At 65.1% G+C, this 17190-nt stretch carries 15 protein-coding genes; 10 read left to right on the forward strand and 5 right to left on the reverse strand.

The window, feature by feature from the left end; translation table 11 throughout:
* Nucleotides 1–396: 396 nt before the first annotated feature.
* Genes FHW96_RS19235 through FHW96_RS19245 form a run of 3 tightly spaced genes read left to right on the forward strand, consistent with a single transcriptional unit; the run spans nt 397 to nt 5025 of the window.
* Nucleotides 397–1710: a TolC family protein gene (locus tag FHW96_RS19235; protein WP_172342207.1), complete on the forward strand. Its 1314-nt coding sequence runs from the start codon at nt 397–399 to the stop codon at nt 1708–1710.
* The gene (locus tag FHW96_RS19240) at nt 1707–3812 is read left to right on the forward strand and encodes an ATP-binding cassette domain-containing protein (protein WP_172342208.1); all 2106 of its coding nucleotides are present in this window, start codon (nt 1707–1709) and stop codon (nt 3810–3812) included. Before FHW96_RS19235 ends, FHW96_RS19240 begins: the two co-directional genes overlap by 4 nt.
* A 4-nt stretch (nt 3813–3816) precedes the next feature.
* Nucleotides 3817–5025: an HlyD family efflux transporter periplasmic adaptor subunit gene (locus tag FHW96_RS19245; protein WP_172342209.1), complete on the forward strand. Its 1209-nt coding sequence runs from the start codon at nt 3817–3819 to the stop codon at nt 5023–5025.
* Between the two features lie 5 nt (nt 5026–5030).
* On the opposite strand, the gene FHW96_RS19250 is transcribed toward FHW96_RS19245, so the two are convergent.
* Entirely contained in the window at nt 5031–5510 is a 480-nt protein-coding gene (locus FHW96_RS19250) for an Lrp/AsnC family transcriptional regulator (protein WP_172342210.1), read from the reverse strand.
* Nucleotides 5511–5637: 127 nt separating this feature from the next.
* On the opposite strand from FHW96_RS19250, the gene alr reads away from it, so the two are divergent.
* Genes alr through FHW96_RS19270 form a run of 4 tightly spaced genes read left to right on the forward strand, consistent with a single transcriptional unit; the run spans nt 5638 to nt 8971 of the window.
* Entirely contained in the window at nt 5638–6741 is a 1104-nt protein-coding gene (alr, locus tag FHW96_RS19255) for an alanine racemase (RefSeq protein ID WP_172342211.1), read from the forward strand.
* Nucleotides 6738–7988, forward strand: coding sequence for a D-amino acid dehydrogenase (locus FHW96_RS19260; protein ID WP_172342212.1), 1251 nt, complete (start codon nt 6738–6740; stop codon nt 7986–7988). Before alr ends, FHW96_RS19260 begins: the two co-directional genes overlap by 4 nt.
* A gap of 14 nt (nt 7989–8002) precedes the next feature.
* Entirely contained in the window at nt 8003–8347 is a 345-nt protein-coding gene (locus FHW96_RS19265) for a RidA family protein (protein ID WP_172342213.1), read from the forward strand.
* A gap of 60 nt (nt 8348–8407) precedes the next feature.
* The gene (locus tag FHW96_RS19270) at nt 8408–8971 is read left to right on the forward strand and encodes a DsrE family protein (RefSeq protein ID WP_172342214.1); all 564 of its coding nucleotides are present in this window, start codon (nt 8408–8410) and stop codon (nt 8969–8971) included.
* A 6-nt stretch (nt 8972–8977) separates the two neighbouring features.
* Here FHW96_RS19270 and FHW96_RS19275 read toward each other — a convergent pair whose 3' ends face one another.
* Both FHW96_RS19275 and FHW96_RS19280 read right to left on the reverse strand, forming a co-directional pair.
* On the reverse strand, nt 8978–10132 hold the full coding sequence (locus FHW96_RS19275) for an AI-2E family transporter (protein WP_172342215.1): 1155 nt from the start codon (nt 10130–10132) through the stop codon (nt 8978–8980).
* 46 nt (nt 10133–10178) lie between these two features.
* On the reverse strand, nt 10179–10553 hold the full coding sequence (locus FHW96_RS19280; RefSeq protein WP_172342216.1) for a heme-binding protein: 375 nt from the start codon (nt 10551–10553) through the stop codon (nt 10179–10181).
* 66 nt (nt 10554–10619) lie between these two features.
* Here FHW96_RS19280 and FHW96_RS19285 point away from each other — a divergent pair, with 66 nt between their 5' ends.
* Both FHW96_RS19285 and FHW96_RS19290 read left to right on the forward strand, forming a co-directional pair.
* Nucleotides 10620–12320, forward strand: coding sequence for a c-type cytochrome (locus FHW96_RS19285; protein ID WP_172342217.1), 1701 nt, complete (start codon nt 10620–10622; stop codon nt 12318–12320).
* Complete coding sequence (locus tag FHW96_RS19290; protein ID WP_172342218.1) at nt 12317–12724, forward strand: thioesterase family protein; 408 nt, start codon at nt 12317–12319, stop codon at nt 12722–12724. Before FHW96_RS19285 ends, FHW96_RS19290 begins: the two co-directional genes overlap by 4 nt.
* Here FHW96_RS19290 and FHW96_RS19295 read toward each other — a convergent pair.
* Nucleotides 12687–13598, reverse strand: a complete 912-nt coding sequence (locus FHW96_RS19295; RefSeq protein ID WP_172342219.1) for a DMT family transporter — start codon at nt 13596–13598, stop codon at nt 12687–12689. The two genes, FHW96_RS19290 and FHW96_RS19295, sit on opposite strands and share 38 nt — an antisense overlap.
* A gap of 15 nt (nt 13599–13613) precedes the next feature.
* Between FHW96_RS19295 and FHW96_RS19300 the strand changes: the two genes are divergently transcribed.
* Nucleotides 13614–14207 (forward strand): helix-turn-helix domain-containing protein, encoded by a 594-nt coding sequence (locus FHW96_RS19300; RefSeq protein WP_172342220.1) that lies wholly within the window; start codon nt 13614–13616, stop codon nt 14205–14207.
* Between the two features lie 4 nt (nt 14208–14211).
* Here FHW96_RS19300 and FHW96_RS19305 read toward each other — a convergent pair whose 3' ends face one another.
* Entirely contained in the window at nt 14212–17178 is a 2967-nt protein-coding gene (locus FHW96_RS19305; protein ID WP_172342221.1) for an amidohydrolase family protein, read from the reverse strand.
* Between the last annotated feature and the right edge of the window lie 12 nt (nt 17179–17190).

Here is a 17190-nt window from a genome sequence, read left to right on the forward strand (position 1 = left end):
AGCCCCCCGCCCTGCGGTTGGGGCGGGATATGGAACGAAAACCGTTGGACATGGCCCTGCCGCGCCCTGCCCCCAGCCTCGCATCAAGGCATAGTATCTTGTGTTAAATCATTATCTTACCCTTAAGCGTCCTGCCATCCGGGTTGCGCCATTCTCGACCATTCGCGGCTTCACTTGAACAAGGCCCACGGGCACAAAATCAGGAACCGCCTGAAAGCCATGGGAAAGCGCGAATTTCAGACATTACCGGATCTTGCGACCCGTTCGGGACCGGTCGCGGGCGCACATGAGGGGATGGTGCAAGTGGGAAAGGGACAGAGGCCATGCGCGAGAACGCGGTGGCCCGGACAAGGATACAGGACGGCCCTGCATCTGGGCGCGGCCGGATTGCTGGCCATGGCGGGGCCCATGGTGGCGGCGCAGGAAAGGGCGCCGGACATTTTGCCGAGTCCGACCTATGGCCCGCCTGCTCCCGCGGCGCAGGAAATGGCGGCAGGCGGCGGCGCGGCCAACCGGGCGCCCGAGGCGGAAACGCCCGCTCTTGCCTTCAACCCCGAACTGACCGGCCTGATTGAGGAAGCGGTGCGCCATCACCCCTCGGTCGCCTCGCAGCGGGCGTCGCTGCGCGCGGCGGGGGTGGATGTGACGGCGGCGCGGCTGACCCGCCTGCCCACCATGTCGATCCAGTTCAACCAATATGGGGCCATTTTGCTCAGCCGTCAGGTGACGGCCAATGTCGATCTGCCGCTGTGGACCAATGGGCGAATTCCGGCCACGATCGACCGCGCCAAGGCCAATCGCGAGGCGCAGTTCTACCGCCTTGCCGAAACCGTGCTGGACCTCGAACTGGAGGTGAACCAGTCCTATCACGATGCCAAAAGGCTGGGCGAGCACGAGCAGGTGCTGGTCGGCATTCTGGCGGTGATGGACGATATGGTGGCCTCGATGCGCCGCCGCGTGGCGCAGGAGGTCAGCCCTGAGGCCGATCTGAAACTGGCCAATTCACGCCGGTTACAGGTGGCCCAGCAGCTCGATCTGGTCCGCGCGCAAAGGGGCAGCGCGCTGGGGCGGCTGTCGGGCCTCGTGCTGCGCGACGATATTGCGCTGGCGCCCGGCTTTGCCGAACCGGCCTCATGGCCGCATTGGACCTTGTCCAGCCTGACCGAGCGGATGATCGCCAGCAGCCCGCAGCGCCGCCGGGTTCAGGCCGAGGCGCAGGTGGCGCGCGATGATGCGCGGATCACCGCAGCCTCGCGCCTGCCGGGCCTCTTCGCCTCATACAGCTATGACGAGATTTACAAGCATCGTGTCGGCCTGTCGGTGCGGATGCAGACGGCGGGGGGCTTTTCGGAAATCTTTGCCACCCATGCCGCCCGCCTGCGCGAACAGGCCAGCGAGCTGCAGGCCCCCTCGGTGGCGCAGGATCTGAAGGCTACAGCCAGCAACGATCTGATCGAATATACCAGCGCGCGGGCGCGCGATGCGGGGGCAAGAGCGCTGGCCGGGGACAGCCACAAGATCACCGAAAGCTATGTCCGTCAGTTCGTCAGCGGGCGACGCACATGGCTCGATGTGATGAACGCCGTGCGCGAGGCGATGACCGCCGATCTGGACGCGATCGACGTGCGCTACAGCGCCTCGGCGGCGGCCATGCGGATTTTGCTGCGCAGCAATGACACGAATCCAATCGAAGAAGGACGACATAAGTGACGCTTCCCCTGCTCGATCTGGTCGGCGCACTGGCCCGCAGGCGGGGCATTCGCCTTGCGCCCGACTGGCAATCGGCGGTGGCCATCGACCTTGCACTTGATGACGCCGAGGCACCGTGGCGGCTGAGCGAGCTGGCCGGATGGGATGCGCCCGTGAGCGTCGATACCCGCCCCGGCCCGCAGGATTTCCCGATGCTGGTCTATGTGAACCAGCTTGGCTGGGCCATGGCCGAACAGTGGCAGGGGCCGGACCATATCCGCGCCATCACCGCCAGCGGTCTGGCCGAAGTGGAATGGGCGCCGGGGCTGCGGCTGGTGCAAATGTCCTTTCCCGATGCGGCGGGGGCGGAAAACCATCTGTCGGCCTTTGCGGTATTTCGCGCGGCCATTCTGGGGCGGCGACGGATGATCGTCGACGCCACGGCGGCAACGGTGGTCATCAATGTGCTGGCGCTGATCACTTCGATCTATTCGATGCAGGTCTATGACCGCGTGATCCCCCGCGCCAGCTATGACACGCTCTGGGTGCTGACGGTGGGCATGGCTTTTGCGCTGCTGGTCGATTTCCTGATCCGCAACACGCGGGCCTTTCTGATCGACGAGGAAGCATCGGGGATCGACGCGGAAGTGTCGGAATATTTCTTTGCCCGAATGCAATCGGTGCGACTGGATGCGCGCCCGCCCGGCGTCGGCACGATGGCGGCGCAATTGCGCGGGCTGGAACAGGTGCGCGCGGTGATGGCTTCGGCCTCGCTGTTCATTCTGGCCGATCTGCCCTTTGCGCTGCTGTTCATGGTGGTGATGTATGGCATCGGCGGGTCGGTGGTCATTGTGCCGGCGCTGACCTTTCCGCTGGCGATTGGCGCGGCGATGCTGTTTTCGCGCATGATCCGCGAGGATGCGCATAAGTCGCAGGTGTCGGGCAATCGCAAGAACGGCCTGCTGGTCGAGGCGCTGGGCGCGGCCGAGACGGTCAAAGCCAATCTGGGGGGCTGGCACATGCTGGCCGGGTGGAACCGGCTGGTCGATACGGTGCATCGCCATGACAATCGCGTGCGCCGCTGGTCCACCCTTTCGGGCAGCACGTTCAATGTGCTGCAACAGGTGGCCTATGTCGGGATCATCGTGCTGGGCGTGTATGAGGTGGCCGATCACCGGCTGACCATGGGCGGGCTGATTGCCTGCACCATCATCAGCGGGCGGATCAATGGGCCGCTGGTGGCGGCGCTGCCCAATCTGATCGTGCAATGGAGCTATGCGCGCTCCTCGCTTCAGGCGCTGGATTCGATCCTGCGCCTGCCCAGCGATCACCCCCATGACCGGCAGATGCTGCGCATGGGGCCGGTGCAGGCGGGGATGCGTCTGGCCAATGTGCAATTTGCCTATCCCGGCGCGCGTTCAGGGGTGGAAATCCCCGGCCTGTTCATCAATCGGGGTGAGAAAGTGGGCATCATCGGCTCGGTCGGTTCGGGCAAATCGACGCTGCTCAAGGTGATGGCCGGGCTCTATGCCCCCGCCGTGGGGCAGGTCACGCTGGACGGGGTGGAAATCTCGCAGATTGCCGAGGACGATTTGCGGCGACAGCTCATCTATCTGCCGCAATCCTTCGATCTGCTCAGCGGCTCGCTGCGCGACAATCTGGGGCTAGGCATCGCCAATCCCAATGACGAAAGGTTGCTGGCCGCAGCCCAGCGCACCGGATTGGCCGAATTGCTGCGCCAGCATCCGATGGGGCTGGACCTGCCGATTTCGGAGGGCGGCTTTGGCCTGTCGGGGGGGCAAAGGGCGCTGGTGGGGCTGACCCGGCTGTTGCTGACCGATCCTTCGATCCTGCTGCTGGACGAGCCGACGGCCAATCTGGACCCGGAAACGGAATTGCGCGCGCTGCAACAGATCTTCGGCCATTTCGCGGGCAAGACTGTGGTGATGGTCACGCATAAGCCGCAATTGCTCTCCTTTGTCGACCGGGTGCTGGTGGTGATCGACGGACGTCTGGCGCTGGATGGCAAGACCGCCGATGTGCTGAACCAGTTGCGCCCCAAACCGGCCCCCAATCCGGCGCGCGAAGTGCCGGGGCAAAGCCACCCTCAGGATAAGGAATAAAGTCATGGCAAACGGCGGCAATCTGCGCCTGACCGACACCGGCCATGCCCAGACGCCCAGCTCCGGGCGGCAACCCAAAGGCAGCCGGGTGATCTGGCTCTCGGTGGCCACGCTGGCGGGCGCGGTCGCATGGGCGAGCGTGGCCCATCTCGACCAGATCAGCCGCGCCACCGGGCAGGTGATCCCGGCGGGCCGCGTACAGGTGGTCCAGACCACCGATGGCGGGGTTATCAGCGCGATCCTCGTGCGCGAGGGCGACAGCGTGCGCAAGGGGCAAAAGCTGGTCACGCTGGATCAGGTCAAGGTGCGCGCGGCGGTCGATGAAGGCGCGGCCAAGGTCGGCGGGCTGGAGGCGCAGCAGGCGCGGATCAATGCCGAATTGTTTGACCGCCCCCTTGCTTTCACCGGCGAGGCGGAGAAATTCCCAAACCTTGTTGCCAGCCAACGCGCGCTTTTCGCCAAGCGGCGGATGGCTTTTAGCGATCAGATCGCCGCGCTGAACCATCAGCTCGATCTGGCCACGCGCGAACTGGAGATGAACCGGCCCCTGCTGCGTCAGGGCGATGTCAGCCGGTCCGAAATCCTGCGGCTGGAGCGACAGCAGAGCGATATTCAGAGCCAGATCGCCAATCTGCGCAACCGCTATTATCAGGAGCTTCAGACCGATTACGCCAAGAGCAACGAGGAACTGGTCACCGCGCGCGAGATCTTGACGCAGCGGCGCGCCTCGCTGGGCGAAACGCAATTTGTCGCGCCCACCGACGGCATTGTGAAGAATGTGCATCTCACCACCATCGGCGGCGTGCTGCGCCCCGGCGATGAAGTGTTGCAGATCGTGCCAACCGGACAGGAGCTGATCGTCGAGGCCAAGGTCTCGCCCACCGACATCGCCTATGTCCGCACCGGGCAAAGCGCCTCGGTCAAATTCGACGCCTATGATTCCAGCATCTTCGGTTCGGCCGAGGGCAAGGTCGGCTATATCAGCCCCGACACGCTGACCGAGAATGGTGCGGGTGCCGCGCAGGACCGCGTGTTCTACCGCGTCCACGTCCGGGTGGACACGCGCAGCATGGTCCGCCGCCCCGGTGAACCCATCGCCATCCAGCCCGGCATGACCGCCACGGTCGAGATCAAGACCGGCAGCAACACCGTGCTGCGCTATCTGTTAAAGCCGATCATCAAGACCATGTCGGGGGCGATGGGAGAGCATTAAGCCCTTTACGCCCGCCGCCCCGGTTTCGACCGGCGCGGGCGCATGGCGTCGCGCATCGAAATGCTCGAACTGATCCGCCGCACCCCCGGCAGGCGCGAGAGAATTTCGCCATGGATCGCCTCATAGGCCCGCACGCTCTCGGTGCGGATGCGCAGCCAGTAATCGACATCGCCGGTCATCAGAAAACATTCGCGCACCTCGGGGCATTGGCGCACGGCGGTTTCAAAGCGCATCAGATAATCCTCGGTCTGGCGGTCCAGCGTCACCTGCACCACGACATCGACGGCCTGCTCGCCCTCGCCCTCGCTGCCGGTAATGATGGTGTAGCCCTGAATGACGCCGTTGCTTTCCATCAGCCGGATACGCCGCAGACAGGCCGAGGGCGAGAGGCCGACCGTCTGGGCGATCTCGGAATTGGGCTTGCGGGCGTCCTGACGCAGGATGCGCAGGATGGCGCGGTCGATACCGTCCATGATGAATGACATGTTTGCGCGCTTTCGTCGTCAAATCTTGCGTGAATGGCGCATTATTAGCACAATCAACGACAGATTGGCCATAAATTCGACATAGGATGCGATAGCATCGACCCACGGAATTTCTGTGGAGGCGCAGATGGGCGCAGGGGCTAAGCTGACGATCGACTGGGGCGCGCTGGCGGCGAATTATCGCCTGCTGCGCGATGCGGTGGCCCCGGCGCAGGTGGCGGGCGTGGTCAAGGCCGATGGTTATGGGCTTGGCTCGGCGCGCGTGGCCGACGTGCTGCTGGCGCAGGGTTGCCGCCATCTCTTCGTCGCGCTGCTGTGCGAGGCCGAGCCGCTGATGGCCAAGGGCGTGCCGGTCTATGTCCTCAACGGGTTGTTGCCGGGCCAAGAGGCCGAATGCGAGGCGATGGGCGCAATCCCCGTACTCAATTCGCTCGATCAGGCGCGGCGCTGGGCCGATCTGGCGCGTAATCTGGGCCGCCCCCTGCCCGCGATCCTTCAGGTGGACACCGGCATGTCGCGCATGGGGATGGAGGCCGCCGAGGTCGACGAATTTCTGGCCGCCCCCGCCATGGCGCACTGGCTCGACCTGCGCTTCCTCATCAGCCATCTGGCCTGCGCCGATGAGCCGGATCACCCTGCCAACGCCGATCAGGCGGCGCGCTTTACCGCCATAGCCGAGCGTTTCCCCGGCCTGCCCCGCGCGCTCGACAACAGCGGCGGGTGTTTTCTGGAGCGCGGCCATTTCGACCTCGTGCGCGGCGGCATCGCGCTGTATGGCGGGGCGCCGCGCATGGGGGCCAACCCGATGCACCCCGTCGTCGCACTGGAAACCGCAATCGCCCAGTTGCGCAAAGTCCCCAAGGGCGCGGGCGTCGGCTATGGCATGAGCTTTCACACCTCGCGCGAAACACGCATCGCCACGATCCCGGTCGGCTATGCCGATGGCTGGCCCCGCTCGCTGAGCAATCGCGGGGCGGCGTGGATCGCGGGCCATCGCGCGCCCATCATCGGTCGGGTTTCAATGGACAGCATCACGTTGGACGTAACCGATGTTCCGGCCGAATATCTCTACCCCGGCGCGCCGGTCGAACTGATCGGCCCGCATCAGACCATCGACGATGTGGCGCACGACGCGGGCACCATCTCCTATGAAATCCTGACCCAATTGAGCCGCCGTTACGAGCGCCATTACATCAGCGCAGCGGCCCTGAACGAAAGCCTTGTTCCATGAAAATCGCAGTCCTTGGCAGCGGCGTCATCGGTGTCACCTCGGCATGGTATCTGCGCCAGGCGGGCCATGAGGTGGTGGTGATCGACCGGCAGGACGGGCCTGCGCTGGAAACCAGTTTCGGCAATGCGGGCGAGATTTCGCCCGGCTATGCCTCGCCATGGGCCGCGCCGGGCATTCCGATGAAGGCGCTTAAATGGCTGGCGATGAAGCATGCGCCGCTGATCCTGCGCCCGCGCCCGGATATGGCGATGCTCAAATGGCTGGTGGCGATGCTGGGCAATTGCAACGCGCGCGATTATGCCATCAACAAGAGCCGCATGGTGCGTTTGGCTGAATTCAGCCGCGATTGCCTGATCGAATTGCGCGCGCAGACCGGCATCACCTATGACGAGCGGATGCAGGGCACGCTGCAACTCTTCCGCGAGGAAAGCCAGCTGGCGGGCATCGCCAAGGATGTGGCGGTGTTGCAGGCGGACGGCGTGCCGTTTGAAGTGCTGGACAAAGCGGGCTGCATCGCCGCCGAACCCGGCCTTGCGGGCAGCGCCGCGCCGATTGCAGGGGGCCTGCGCCTGCCCAATGACGAGACGGGCGACTGCTTCAAATTCACCAATGCGCTGGCCGAAATGGCGCGGGCTGCGGGCGTCGAATTCATGACCGGCACCAAGATCACCCGCATCGTCGAAGAAGGCGGGCGCATCACCCGCGTCGACACCGATCGCGGCCCCGTCACGGCTGACGCTTATCTGGTGGCCATGGGCAGCTTTTCGCCGCATCTGGTCCGGCCGCTGGGGCTCAAAGTCCCGGTCTATCCGGTCAAGGGCTATTCGCTGACCGTGCCCATCGTCAATGAACCGCTGGCCCCCGTATCGACCCTGCTGGATGAAAGCTACAAGGTGGCGATCACCCGCCTTGGCGACCGCATCCGCATCGGCGGCATGGCGGAAATTTCGGGCTTCAACATGGATCTGCCGGAAGCGCGCCGCGCCACGCTCGAACATTCGGCCGGAACCCTCTTCCCCGGCGCTGGCGATTTTTCCGCCGCCGGCTTCTGGTGCGGATTGCGCCCGATGACGCCCGACAGCACGCCCGTCATCGGGCCCACACGCATCGGCAATCTGTTTCTCAACACCGGCCATGGTACGCTGGGCTGGACGATGGCCTGCGGTTCGGCCCATGTCATCGCCGACATCATCAGCGCGCGCCGCCCGGCCATCGAAACCGCCGACCTTGCCCTTTCGCGCTATTAATAGGACCCGACCCCATGACCATTACCCGTATCGAACCCGGCAAGCGCATGAGCCAGGCCGTGATCCATGGCGACACGATCTACCTTTCGGGCCAATGCGAGGAAGGCGAGACCGTTACCCAGCAGACACAGGCCGTGCTGGCCGAAATCGAGCGCCTGCTGGCCGAAGCCGGCAGTTCGAAGGCGCATATGCTGATGGCGCAGATCTGGCTGGCCGATATGGCCGACTTTGCCGAGATGAATGCGGTGTGGGATGCATGGGTGGCTGATATTGCCCCCCCGGCCCGCGCGACCGGCGAATCGAAACTGGCCACCCCCGATTACAAGGTCGAGATCATCGTCACCGCCGCCAAGGCGTAGAAAATGGCAGCTTGAGTATAGGCCGTCCATGCCCCATCATGGTCTTGGGAGATCAAGACCATGATGGATATCACATTGCGTTTTATCACTATTCTGGCCGCGCTGGCCGCTCCGCTGGCGGCCCATGCGGCAGAGCCAAGAGTGTGGCCCGCCCCCGCCCCGCCCGCCATCGCGGGCAGCAGCGGCTATGTCGAAATTCCCGGCGCCGCCGTCACCCGCGATCCCAAGCGCAGCTATAAGGCGCTGTTCAGCGCGGCGACGGGCGCGCCTGATCCGGCCCAACCCCTGCCCGCGTTTGGGCGGGTGGCCTTGCAGCTCAACGGGCTGATCGCGGCCAAGGTGGCGCCATCGCATATTTCCTTTGCGATGATCCTGTATGGAGCGGCAGCCGATGCGGTGCTGACCGATGCCGAATATCGCAAGAAATACAATATCGACAATCCGAACAAGGCAATCTTCAACGCGCTGCGCCAGGCGGGCGTGCGGATGATGGTCTGCGGCCAATGGGCGGCGGGGCGCAACATTGCCCGCGATCAGCTCCTGCCCGGCATCGAGGTGGCCGAGGCGGCAACGCTCGTGCAGATCACCTATGCCAATGACGGATACGCCGTACTGAACAACTGATCCGCCTCAGATGTCGGCCCGTTCCGCCGCCGCGCTTTCGCCGCGCACGGGGTTGAGCGGGCCTTTCACCGCGCCGATCCATTCGCGCCACAACAGCATCAGCACCGCCATCACCGCAGGCCCCATCACCAGCCCGATCAGCCCCCAGCCCTCGACCCCGCCCAGAATGCCCAGCAGCACCCAGATAAAGGGCAGCCGGGTCGATCCGCCGATGAACACCGGGCGCACGAAATGGTCGGCAATAAAGACAAGCGCCAGCCCGATCACCGCCACAACAGCGGCGGCCAGCAGCTTGCCCCCCGCCACCAGAATGGCCGCAGCCACCACCACGGCCACCGTTGCCCCAAATGGGATTGCCGAGAGCAGCCCCGTCAACAGCCCCAGCAGCGCGGCATGACTGGCCCCGGCAAGGCCATAGATCACGCCCAGAATCAGCCCCTCGCCAAAGCCCACGATAACCAGCCCGTTGACCGTGCCGCGAATGGCCAGCACCGCCTGATCGGCCACATTCTCGCCCGGCAGGCCAAAGGCGCGGCGCGTGGCCACGCGCATCGCCTGCGCCACGCTTTGCCCATCGCGCAGCAGGAAGAACAGCGTCATCAGCATGAAACCCACCAACAATAGCCGGTGCGCCAATCCACCAAGGATCTTTTCCCCCGTGCCCAGCGACAGGCCCGAGGAAGGCCCGGCATGCTGCGACAGGCGACTGATCCCTTCGGGCGTGCCCAGCGCCGATTGCCACCATACCGCCGCCTGCTCGCCATAAGGCAGATGGTGCAGCACTTCGGGCACCGGCACCCCCTGCACCCGCGCCACGGCCAGCCATTGCGCCAGCGAGATCGTGTCATGAAACACCGCATTGGCCACCATCACCAGCGGGATGACGAAGATCAGCAGGATGAACAGCGTAAAGGCGGCGGGCAGCGCCACCGATTGCCCCCTTGGCCAGCGCCGGACGCAACGCTGATAAAGCGGCCAGAGCGAGACGGCAAAAATCGCCGCCCAACCCAGCGCATGCCAAAAGGGAAGCAAGGTCCACCACCCCGCCAAGGCCAGCAGCGCAATGGCCACCAGCGCCGCAATCTTCTGCTCCCGCCGCCATGCGTGGGGCTTGGGCGAAATCCAGGTTCCGGGGGGCGCGGCGTGGGGCTCGTCTTGCATGGTGTCAGGCTAACCCAAGCCCGCGCCTTGCGCCAGATGGCGCAGATTACAACTGTGACGCGATGCCCGCGATGCCGTCGGCTGCGCATTTTTCCTCGATATGGGCGCTGGCCCCGCTGGTGGCTATGGCGCCAAGAAATGCGCCATGGCCAAAGATCGGCACCCCGCCGGGCAGCAATGACATGTTGGGCTTCACCTGATCGAGCAGCGCCGGATCCTTCTCGATCCTTTGCCGCAATTCCAGCGTGGAGATGCGAAAGCCGACCACGGTCAAGGTCTTGTGCATGGCCATGTAAATGCCATTCTCGCGCGGGCCGTCGGCGGCCAGCGCGGCTTTCAGCTGGCCCTGCGCATCGGTGACGGCCACAGTGATCGCATAGCCATCGGCGGCAAGGTCTGGCTGAGCGAGGAGGCGCGCCACGGGACCTTTCGCGCCAAGCCGCAGGCTGATATGCGAAGCACACCCTGATACCCGGAGAATGGATCCATGCGTCTTGCTTTCCGCGCCGCCCTGCTGGCTGCCCCGCTGTTGCTGGGCAGCGCCTATGCTCTGACCGCCGCCGGAAAGGCGCCAGGGGCCGGATGCGCAAAGGACAATGGCGGCCTGTCGCTGCCGCCCGGTTTCTGCGCCACGGTCTTTGCCGACAAACTGGGTCATACGCGCCACCTGGCCGTAGCGGGGGATGGCACGGTCTATGTCAATTCGTGGTCGGGCCGCTATTTCCGCAATGCGCCGCCCGCGCCCGGCGGCGGCTTTGTCATCGCCCTGCGCGACAGTAATGGCGACGGCGTGGCCGACAAGGTCGCGCGCTTTGGCACCAGCGAGGATAAGGGCGGCCATGGCGGCACCGGCATCGCCCTGTGGCATGGCGCGCTCTTTGTCGAAGAACATGACACGATTGTGCGCTATCCGATCAGGCCGGGCGCGCTGGCACCGGTGGGCGCGGGTTCGACTGTCCTGAGCGAACTGCCGCTCTCGGGCGATCACCCGATGCACCCCTTCGCCATTCAGGCCGACGGCACGCTGCTGGTCAATTCCGGTTCGGCCAGCAATGCCTGCGAAAGCCCCAACCGCCAACCCGGCGCCAAGGGCCTTGCCCCCTGCACCGAAGCGCTGACGCGGGCGGGGATCTGGGCCTATCGCGCCGACAAAACGGGGCAGGTCTTCAGCCCCGAGGCGCGCTGGGCCACCGGCATCCGCAACACCGGCGGCATCACCTTTGACAGCGCGGGCCGCATTTTTGCCACCCAGCATGGCCGCGACCAGTTGGGCCAGAACTGGAGCCAGTATTACACCGAGCAGCAGGGCGTCGAACTGCCCGCCGAAATCCTGTTCTCGCCCCACAAGGGGGCCGATTTCGGATGGCCGACCTGCTATTTCGATGGGTTTGAAAACCGCCACAAGCTGGCCCCCGAATATGGCGGCGACGGCAAGGCGCAGGGCGCCTGCGCGGGCAAGGATATGCCTGTGGCGGCCTTCCCCGCGCATTGGGCGCCCAATGACGTGGCGATCTACACCGGGCGGGCCTTCCCCGCCGCCTATCAACAGGGCGCCTTCATCGCCTTTCACGGTTCATGGAACCGCGCCCCCGCGCCGCAGGATGGCTATCTCGTGGCTTTCCAGCCCCTGCGCGAGGGCAAGGCGAGCGGAAAATGGATCCGCTTTGCCGATGGTTTTGCCGGGGGTTTCAAAGAGCCGGGCCGCGCACAGCATCGCCCCGCCGGGCTGGCCGTGGGGCCGGACGGTGCGCTCTATATTGCCGATGATGTGCGCGGGCGGATCTGGCGCATTACCTATCGCGGGGCGGCCAATGCGCCCCTGACGCCTGCACGCAAGGTCGAGCCAAAAGCGGCGCAGGCCTCCGCCACCGGGCGCAGCCTGCCTGCCGGGATCACCGCGCAGCAGATCACACAGGGCCGCGCCATCTATCTGGGTCAGGCCAAGGGCGGCACCTGCGTGGGATGCCATGGCAGCGATGGGCGCGGGTCGATGGCGGGCGGCTCGCTGGTCGGGCCGGAGTTCCTGTGGAGCGACGGTTCGCCCGAAGGGCTGGCCGCGACAATCGCCAAGGGCGTGGACAAGCCCAAGAAGGCCAGCGGTGCCATGCCCGCGCTGGGCGGGGCGGCGCTCTCACCGGCAGATGTAAAGGCGGTGGCGGCCTATGTCTGGACGCTGGCGCATCCATGACCCCCGGCCTCACTCACCGCGAAAGCATGGTCGTGGCCGAGCGTCACACCGTGCCCCATGTCACGCCCGACTGGGCCGGTTTTGCCGATATGCCCCCGGTGCTGGCCACGGCGATGATGGTGGGCTTTATCGAAAACACCTGCATAGAGGCCCTGCGCCCCCATCTGGCCCCCGGCCAGTGCAGCGTGGGCACACATGTCGATATCAGCCATGTCGCGGCAACGCTGGCGGGGGCGACCATCACGGCACAGGTCGAGCTGATCGCGGTGGAGGGGCGCAGGCTGGAGTTTCGCGTGGCCTGTCATGATGACTTCGGCCTGATCGGTGAAGGCAGGCACCGCCGCGCGATCATCGACACCAAGCGCTTTATGGAGCGTCTTGAGCAGAACCGCGCAATTCGCTGACCAGCACGCCGACAAGGATCAGCAACCCGCCCAGCATGGCCATCGCGGGCAGCCTGTCGCCCGCGATGCGCCCGACGATCCCGCCCCACACCGGCTCGCCCGCATAGATCACGGTGGCGCGCGTGGGCGACACCGTCTTTTGCGCCCAGTTCATCGCCAGCTGGATCAGCGTGCTGGCAAGGCCAAGCCCGACCCCGGCCACCAGCCAGACCGGCGAGAAGACGGGAACCCCCTCGCCCGCCAGCGGCATGGCGGCCAGGGAGAAAAGCCCGGCGGCCAGCAATTGCACCACCGTGACGCGGCGGCTGTCCACCCCTGCGGCAAAGCGGCTGATCAGGATAATCTCGGCGGCAATCGCCACGGCGCTGAGCAAAGTGGCCATCTCGCCCGCGCTCAAGCCGATATGCCCCGCCTTGGGCCCGGCCAGCAGGATCAGCCCGGCAAAGGCCAGCGCAATACCGATCCAGCTCATGATATGCGGCATCCGGCGCAGCACCACCAGTTGCAGCAACGGCACCATCGGCACATAGAGCGCGGTGATAAAGGCCGACTGGCTGCTGGTGATCGTGCGCAGGCCGTAGGTTTGCAGGCCATAGCCAAGGAAGATCGCAAAGCCGATCAGCGCCCCCGCGCCCAGTTCGCGGCGGTTGAGATCGCGCATCGTCCGGGCAAACAGCAGCCAGCCCCCTGCCCCCGCCACCATGAAGCGCAGGCCGACGAAAAACAGCGCCCCGCTGTACTGCATCGCGGTATGAACGATCAGAAAAGTCGTGCCCCACAGCATGGTGATGCCGATAAGGACCATTTCCTCGCGGCTGATCGACCATGATGCGGGCCTGCGCTGGGGCTTGTCTTGAGCGGCGATGTGCAACATAATGCACAACTAGCAATGAGCAATATACTGCACAACCCCAAATCGCACGGGCCAACGCCCGATGGGCAAAAATCCGACGTGCTCGTCCATGTCAGCCAGAATCTGCGCCGGTTCCGCCATGCCGCGGGGATGAGCCAGCAGACGCTGGCCGATGCCTCGGGCATCAGCCGCCGGATGATCGTGGGCGTTGAAAATGGCGAGGCCAATGTCAGTCTGGCCAGCCTCGACAGGCTGGCCATCGCGCTGGGGGTCGATTTCACTGCCATGGTCAAAGCGCCGGGCGCCGAGATGCGCAATGTCAACGAAACCATGTGGCGCGGCGCCGATCCGGCCGACTTCGCCCTGTTGCTGGGCTCCGCCCCCGCGCAGCAGGAGGCCCAGCTCTGGGTCTGGTCGCTGGCGCCGGGCCATCGCTATCAGGCAGAGCCGGACCCCGCCGGATGGCACGAAATCATCTATGTCACGCAGGGCCGCCTCACCCTTGAACTGGAGGGCGAAACGGTCCTGCTGAACCCCGGCGATTTCCGCGTCTTTGCCAGCGATCAGCACTATGCCTATGCCAATGCGGGCGAGGACGTGACGCATTTCCTGCGCAACAGCGTGCTCTAGCCTCTCACGGCTTGCGCTGCGCCTTGGCGATCAGCTCCTCCACCGTGAAGGGGCGACCATTGGTGATCACCTGTTTCACCCGGAAAGTGGCGGCAATATCCTTGCGCGGATCGCCCTCGACCAGAATGATGTCGGCCAGCTTGCCCGGCTCGATCGTCCCCGCGTCCAGATTGAGCGCTTTGGCCGAATTGACCGTGGCGGTTTGCAGCGCCTCGAAAGGCGTAAAGCCGCCATCGACATAGGAGGAAATTTCCGCCTGAAGATTGGGGGCGATCATCGTGTCGGTGCCCGCCGCGATTCTCGTGCCCGCCGCCTTCATGGCCTTCAGCCCCTCCAACTGCCCCGCCTGCATGGACAGCAAGGCAGGCGGCAACGCCTCGCCCTCGCTCACCGTCTTGCGCGCCCATTCGGGATAGAGCGCAAGGCGCGGGTCCTTGCGGAATTCGGGATGCTTGGCCAGAAACGTGTTGATCGCCCCGAAATTGGTGGGCGTCAGCGTCCGGCCCGACCGGCCGAAGAGCTGGATCACATCCTCATAGACCTTGCCCTGCGGCCCCTGCTTGGGCGAGAAACCGCGCCTGCTGGTCGCGCCCAGATGCTCGGTATTGTCCACGCCCGTATAGGCTGCGGGGAAGATCTCATGGGTGGCCACCGGCACGCCCATGTCATGGGCCGCCTCAACCAGACGGCGCTGGCCGAAATCGGGCATGCGGACATAGGATTTGATAAGGTCATATTTGAGCGCCCGCGCGCGGACGATCTCGCGTTCCAGATGCGCCGGGCCGGAAACGGCCACGCCCATCCGGTAAAACACCCGCCGCCATTCCAGCAGCGGCCCGGTGGTGTAAATGCGCGGCCCGATCCGCACGCCCGCCTCGGATGCCTCGCGGTCCTCGATGCCGTCATAGGGCTGGTTGCCCGGATCGCGCACAGTAGTGATGCCATAGGACAGCCATGCCAGATGCAGGTTGGCCCCGAAATCCTTTTGCGCATGGGCATGATGGTCGATCAGGCCGGGAATGGCGGTCAGGGTGGGCGCCTCGATCACCTTGTCCGCCCCCGCATAATGGGCCGGGTCATGGTCCAGCACGGCTGCAATGCGGTTGCCCTCGATCACGATGTCCTTGTCGGCCTGCGTTGCGTCGCGTACCGCATCGACCATAGCGCCCGCATGGATCACGATCTTCGTCTTGGGAATGTCCAGCGTATAGGTGAAATCGAGCGGCACCTCGCGGATCGCGCCGGTTTCCACGCTAACGATCTTCAGCTTGTCCGCCGCCTGAAACAGCACGGATTTGGCGTCACCGCTCCAAGTCGGATAATGCGATATTTCCGACGTATAGGCGCGCGGGCTACCCAGCGCCGTGCCGTCGGGCGCGACCGGCCAGATTTTCAGCACGCCATCCTGAATGGCGGCCATCTTCTGTCCATCGGGCGACCAGACCGGGCCGCCACCGCCTCGCGAATCCAGCGAGGCCTTGTCCGCATCGCGCCAGAAGGGCGCGCCCTTTCCATCGGACGGCACCATCCAGATCTGGTTGTTGCCCTCGCGGAAACTGGTGGAATAGGGCTTGGACAGAGCCACTGCGACATAGCGTCCATCGGGCGACCACGTGGGCTTGCCCGGTTGCGGCAGGCTGGGTTGCAGGCGGGTCATCACCCCGCTTTCCACATCGACCACCTGCAATCCGGCCACGCCCCAGCGGCCATCGGTGTCGAGGAAAGCAATGCGCCGCCCATCGGGCGACCATGCAGCGCCCAACGGCTGGTTGGGGCTGCTCGTCACCTGCCGATCCTTGCCGGTGGAGAGGTCGCGCACCCAGATCTGAGGCAGGCCGCCGCCCTTGTCCGAAGTATAGGCAAGGCTGCGCCCATCGGGCGACCATGCAGCATCGGCCTCCAGCGCCTCGTCATGGGTCAATTGCTGCGGCTTGCCGCCCGCCGAGGAGACGGCATAGAGATCGCCCAGCGCAACAAAGGCGATGCTCTTGCCATCGGGCGAAAGCGCGGGATGCTGAATGCCCAGCACGCGACGCGGGGCGGTGCTGGTGAAATCACGTTTCGCGCGGGTGTAAACCGGCTTCACCACTTCCAGCCGCGCGGTAAAGGGGATGGTGGCCAGTTTCGCTCCGTTGCGGCGGCGGATCAGCCCATCGGAAATGTAATAGGCATCGCTCCCCACCCATGATGGGCGGAAGGGAAAGACATTCTCCTTGCCCGATACCTGCTTGCCGTCGATTTCCAGATGGCTGCCCGCGCCATCGGCCACGACATAAGCCAGTTCACCTTTGGCGCTGAGCGAGGGGCTGTCATAGCGGGTGCCGGTGGGGGCGTTGCGCAGGGCGGTCACTTCCCCGCCATGCGCGGAGACGGAATAGAGGCTGCCTGCGCCGGAAAAAACGATCGTGGCGCTGTCGGCGGACCATGACGGGGCGCGGTCCTCGCGCGGGCCTTTGGTCAATTGAGTCATCGCCCCGGTGGCGATGTCGATGGTCCAGATGTCATAGCCGCCGCCCCGCTCGCTGGCAAAGGCGATGGTCTTGCCGTCAGGCGACCAGCTCGGTTCGCGGTCGTCAAATTCGCCATGGGTCAGTTGGCGGGCATCGCTGCCATCGGGCCGAGCGGTCCACAGGTCATAATCGCCATCGCGATAGGCGTAATAGGCGATGCGCGACCCATCGGGCGACCATGTCGGCAGATGCGCATCGTTGAAATAATCGGTGATGCGTTTCGCCTCGCCGCCCTTGGCCGGGATGGTCCAGAGGCTGCCCTGAAGATCGAAGGCCAGCCATTGGCCATCGGGCGAGGCGGCCACGGCATAAGATGTGCCCGCATGGACATCAAAGGCTTGCGGAGTCTCCCCCCCCGGCGGCGGCAGATTGGCAGGCGCGGCCATCGCGGGCGCCCCGAACAGCGCAAGAGCCAGCGCGACAGGCGAAGCCAGAAGGAGGGGCCGCTTGGCAAAACTCATGGGATACTCCAC

It is taken from the genome of Novosphingobium sp. SG751A (genome assembly GCF_013149295.1).
Taxonomy (GTDB): Bacteria; Pseudomonadota; Alphaproteobacteria; order Sphingomonadales; family Sphingomonadaceae; genus Novosphingobium.

Coding starts and splice junctions, on each gene's coding strand:
- FHW96_RS19305 (WP_172342221.1), bottom strand. CDS start 17,178: ATGAGTTTTGCCAAGCGGCCCCTCCTTCTGGCTTCGCCTGTCGCGCTG.
- FHW96_RS19295 (WP_172342219.1), bottom strand. CDS start 13,598: ATGTTGCACATCGCCGCTCAAGACAAGCCCCAGCGCAGGCCCGCATCA.
- FHW96_RS19265 (WP_172342213.1), top strand. CDS start 8,003: ATGACCATTACCCGTATCGAACCCGGCAAGCGCATGAGCCAGGCCGTG.
- FHW96_RS19290 (WP_172342218.1), top strand. CDS start 12,317: ATGACCCCCGGCCTCACTCACCGCGAAAGCATGGTCGTGGCCGAGCGT.
- FHW96_RS19270 (WP_172342214.1), top strand. CDS start 8,408: ATGATGGATATCACATTGCGTTTTATCACTATTCTGGCCGCGCTGGCC.
- FHW96_RS19300 (WP_172342220.1), top strand. CDS start 13,614: ATGAGCAATATACTGCACAACCCCAAATCGCACGGGCCAACGCCCGAT.
- FHW96_RS19260 (WP_172342212.1), top strand. CDS start 6,738: ATGAAAATCGCAGTCCTTGGCAGCGGCGTCATCGGTGTCACCTCGGCA.
- FHW96_RS19235 (WP_172342207.1), top strand. CDS start 397: ATGGCGGGGCCCATGGTGGCGGCGCAGGAAAGGGCGCCGGACATTTTG.
- FHW96_RS19245 (WP_172342209.1), top strand. CDS start 3,817: ATGGCAAACGGCGGCAATCTGCGCCTGACCGACACCGGCCATGCCCAG.
- FHW96_RS19250 (WP_172342210.1), bottom strand. CDS start 5,510: ATGTCATTCATCATGGACGGTATCGACCGCGCCATCCTGCGCATCCTG.
- FHW96_RS19285 (WP_172342217.1), top strand. CDS start 10,620: ATGCGTCTTGCTTTCCGCGCCGCCCTGCTGGCTGCCCCGCTGTTGCTG.
- alr (WP_172342211.1), top strand. CDS start 5,638: ATGGGCGCAGGGGCTAAGCTGACGATCGACTGGGGCGCGCTGGCGGCG.
- FHW96_RS19275 (WP_172342215.1), bottom strand. CDS start 10,132: ATGCAAGACGAGCCCCACGCCGCGCCCCCCGGAACCTGGATTTCGCCC.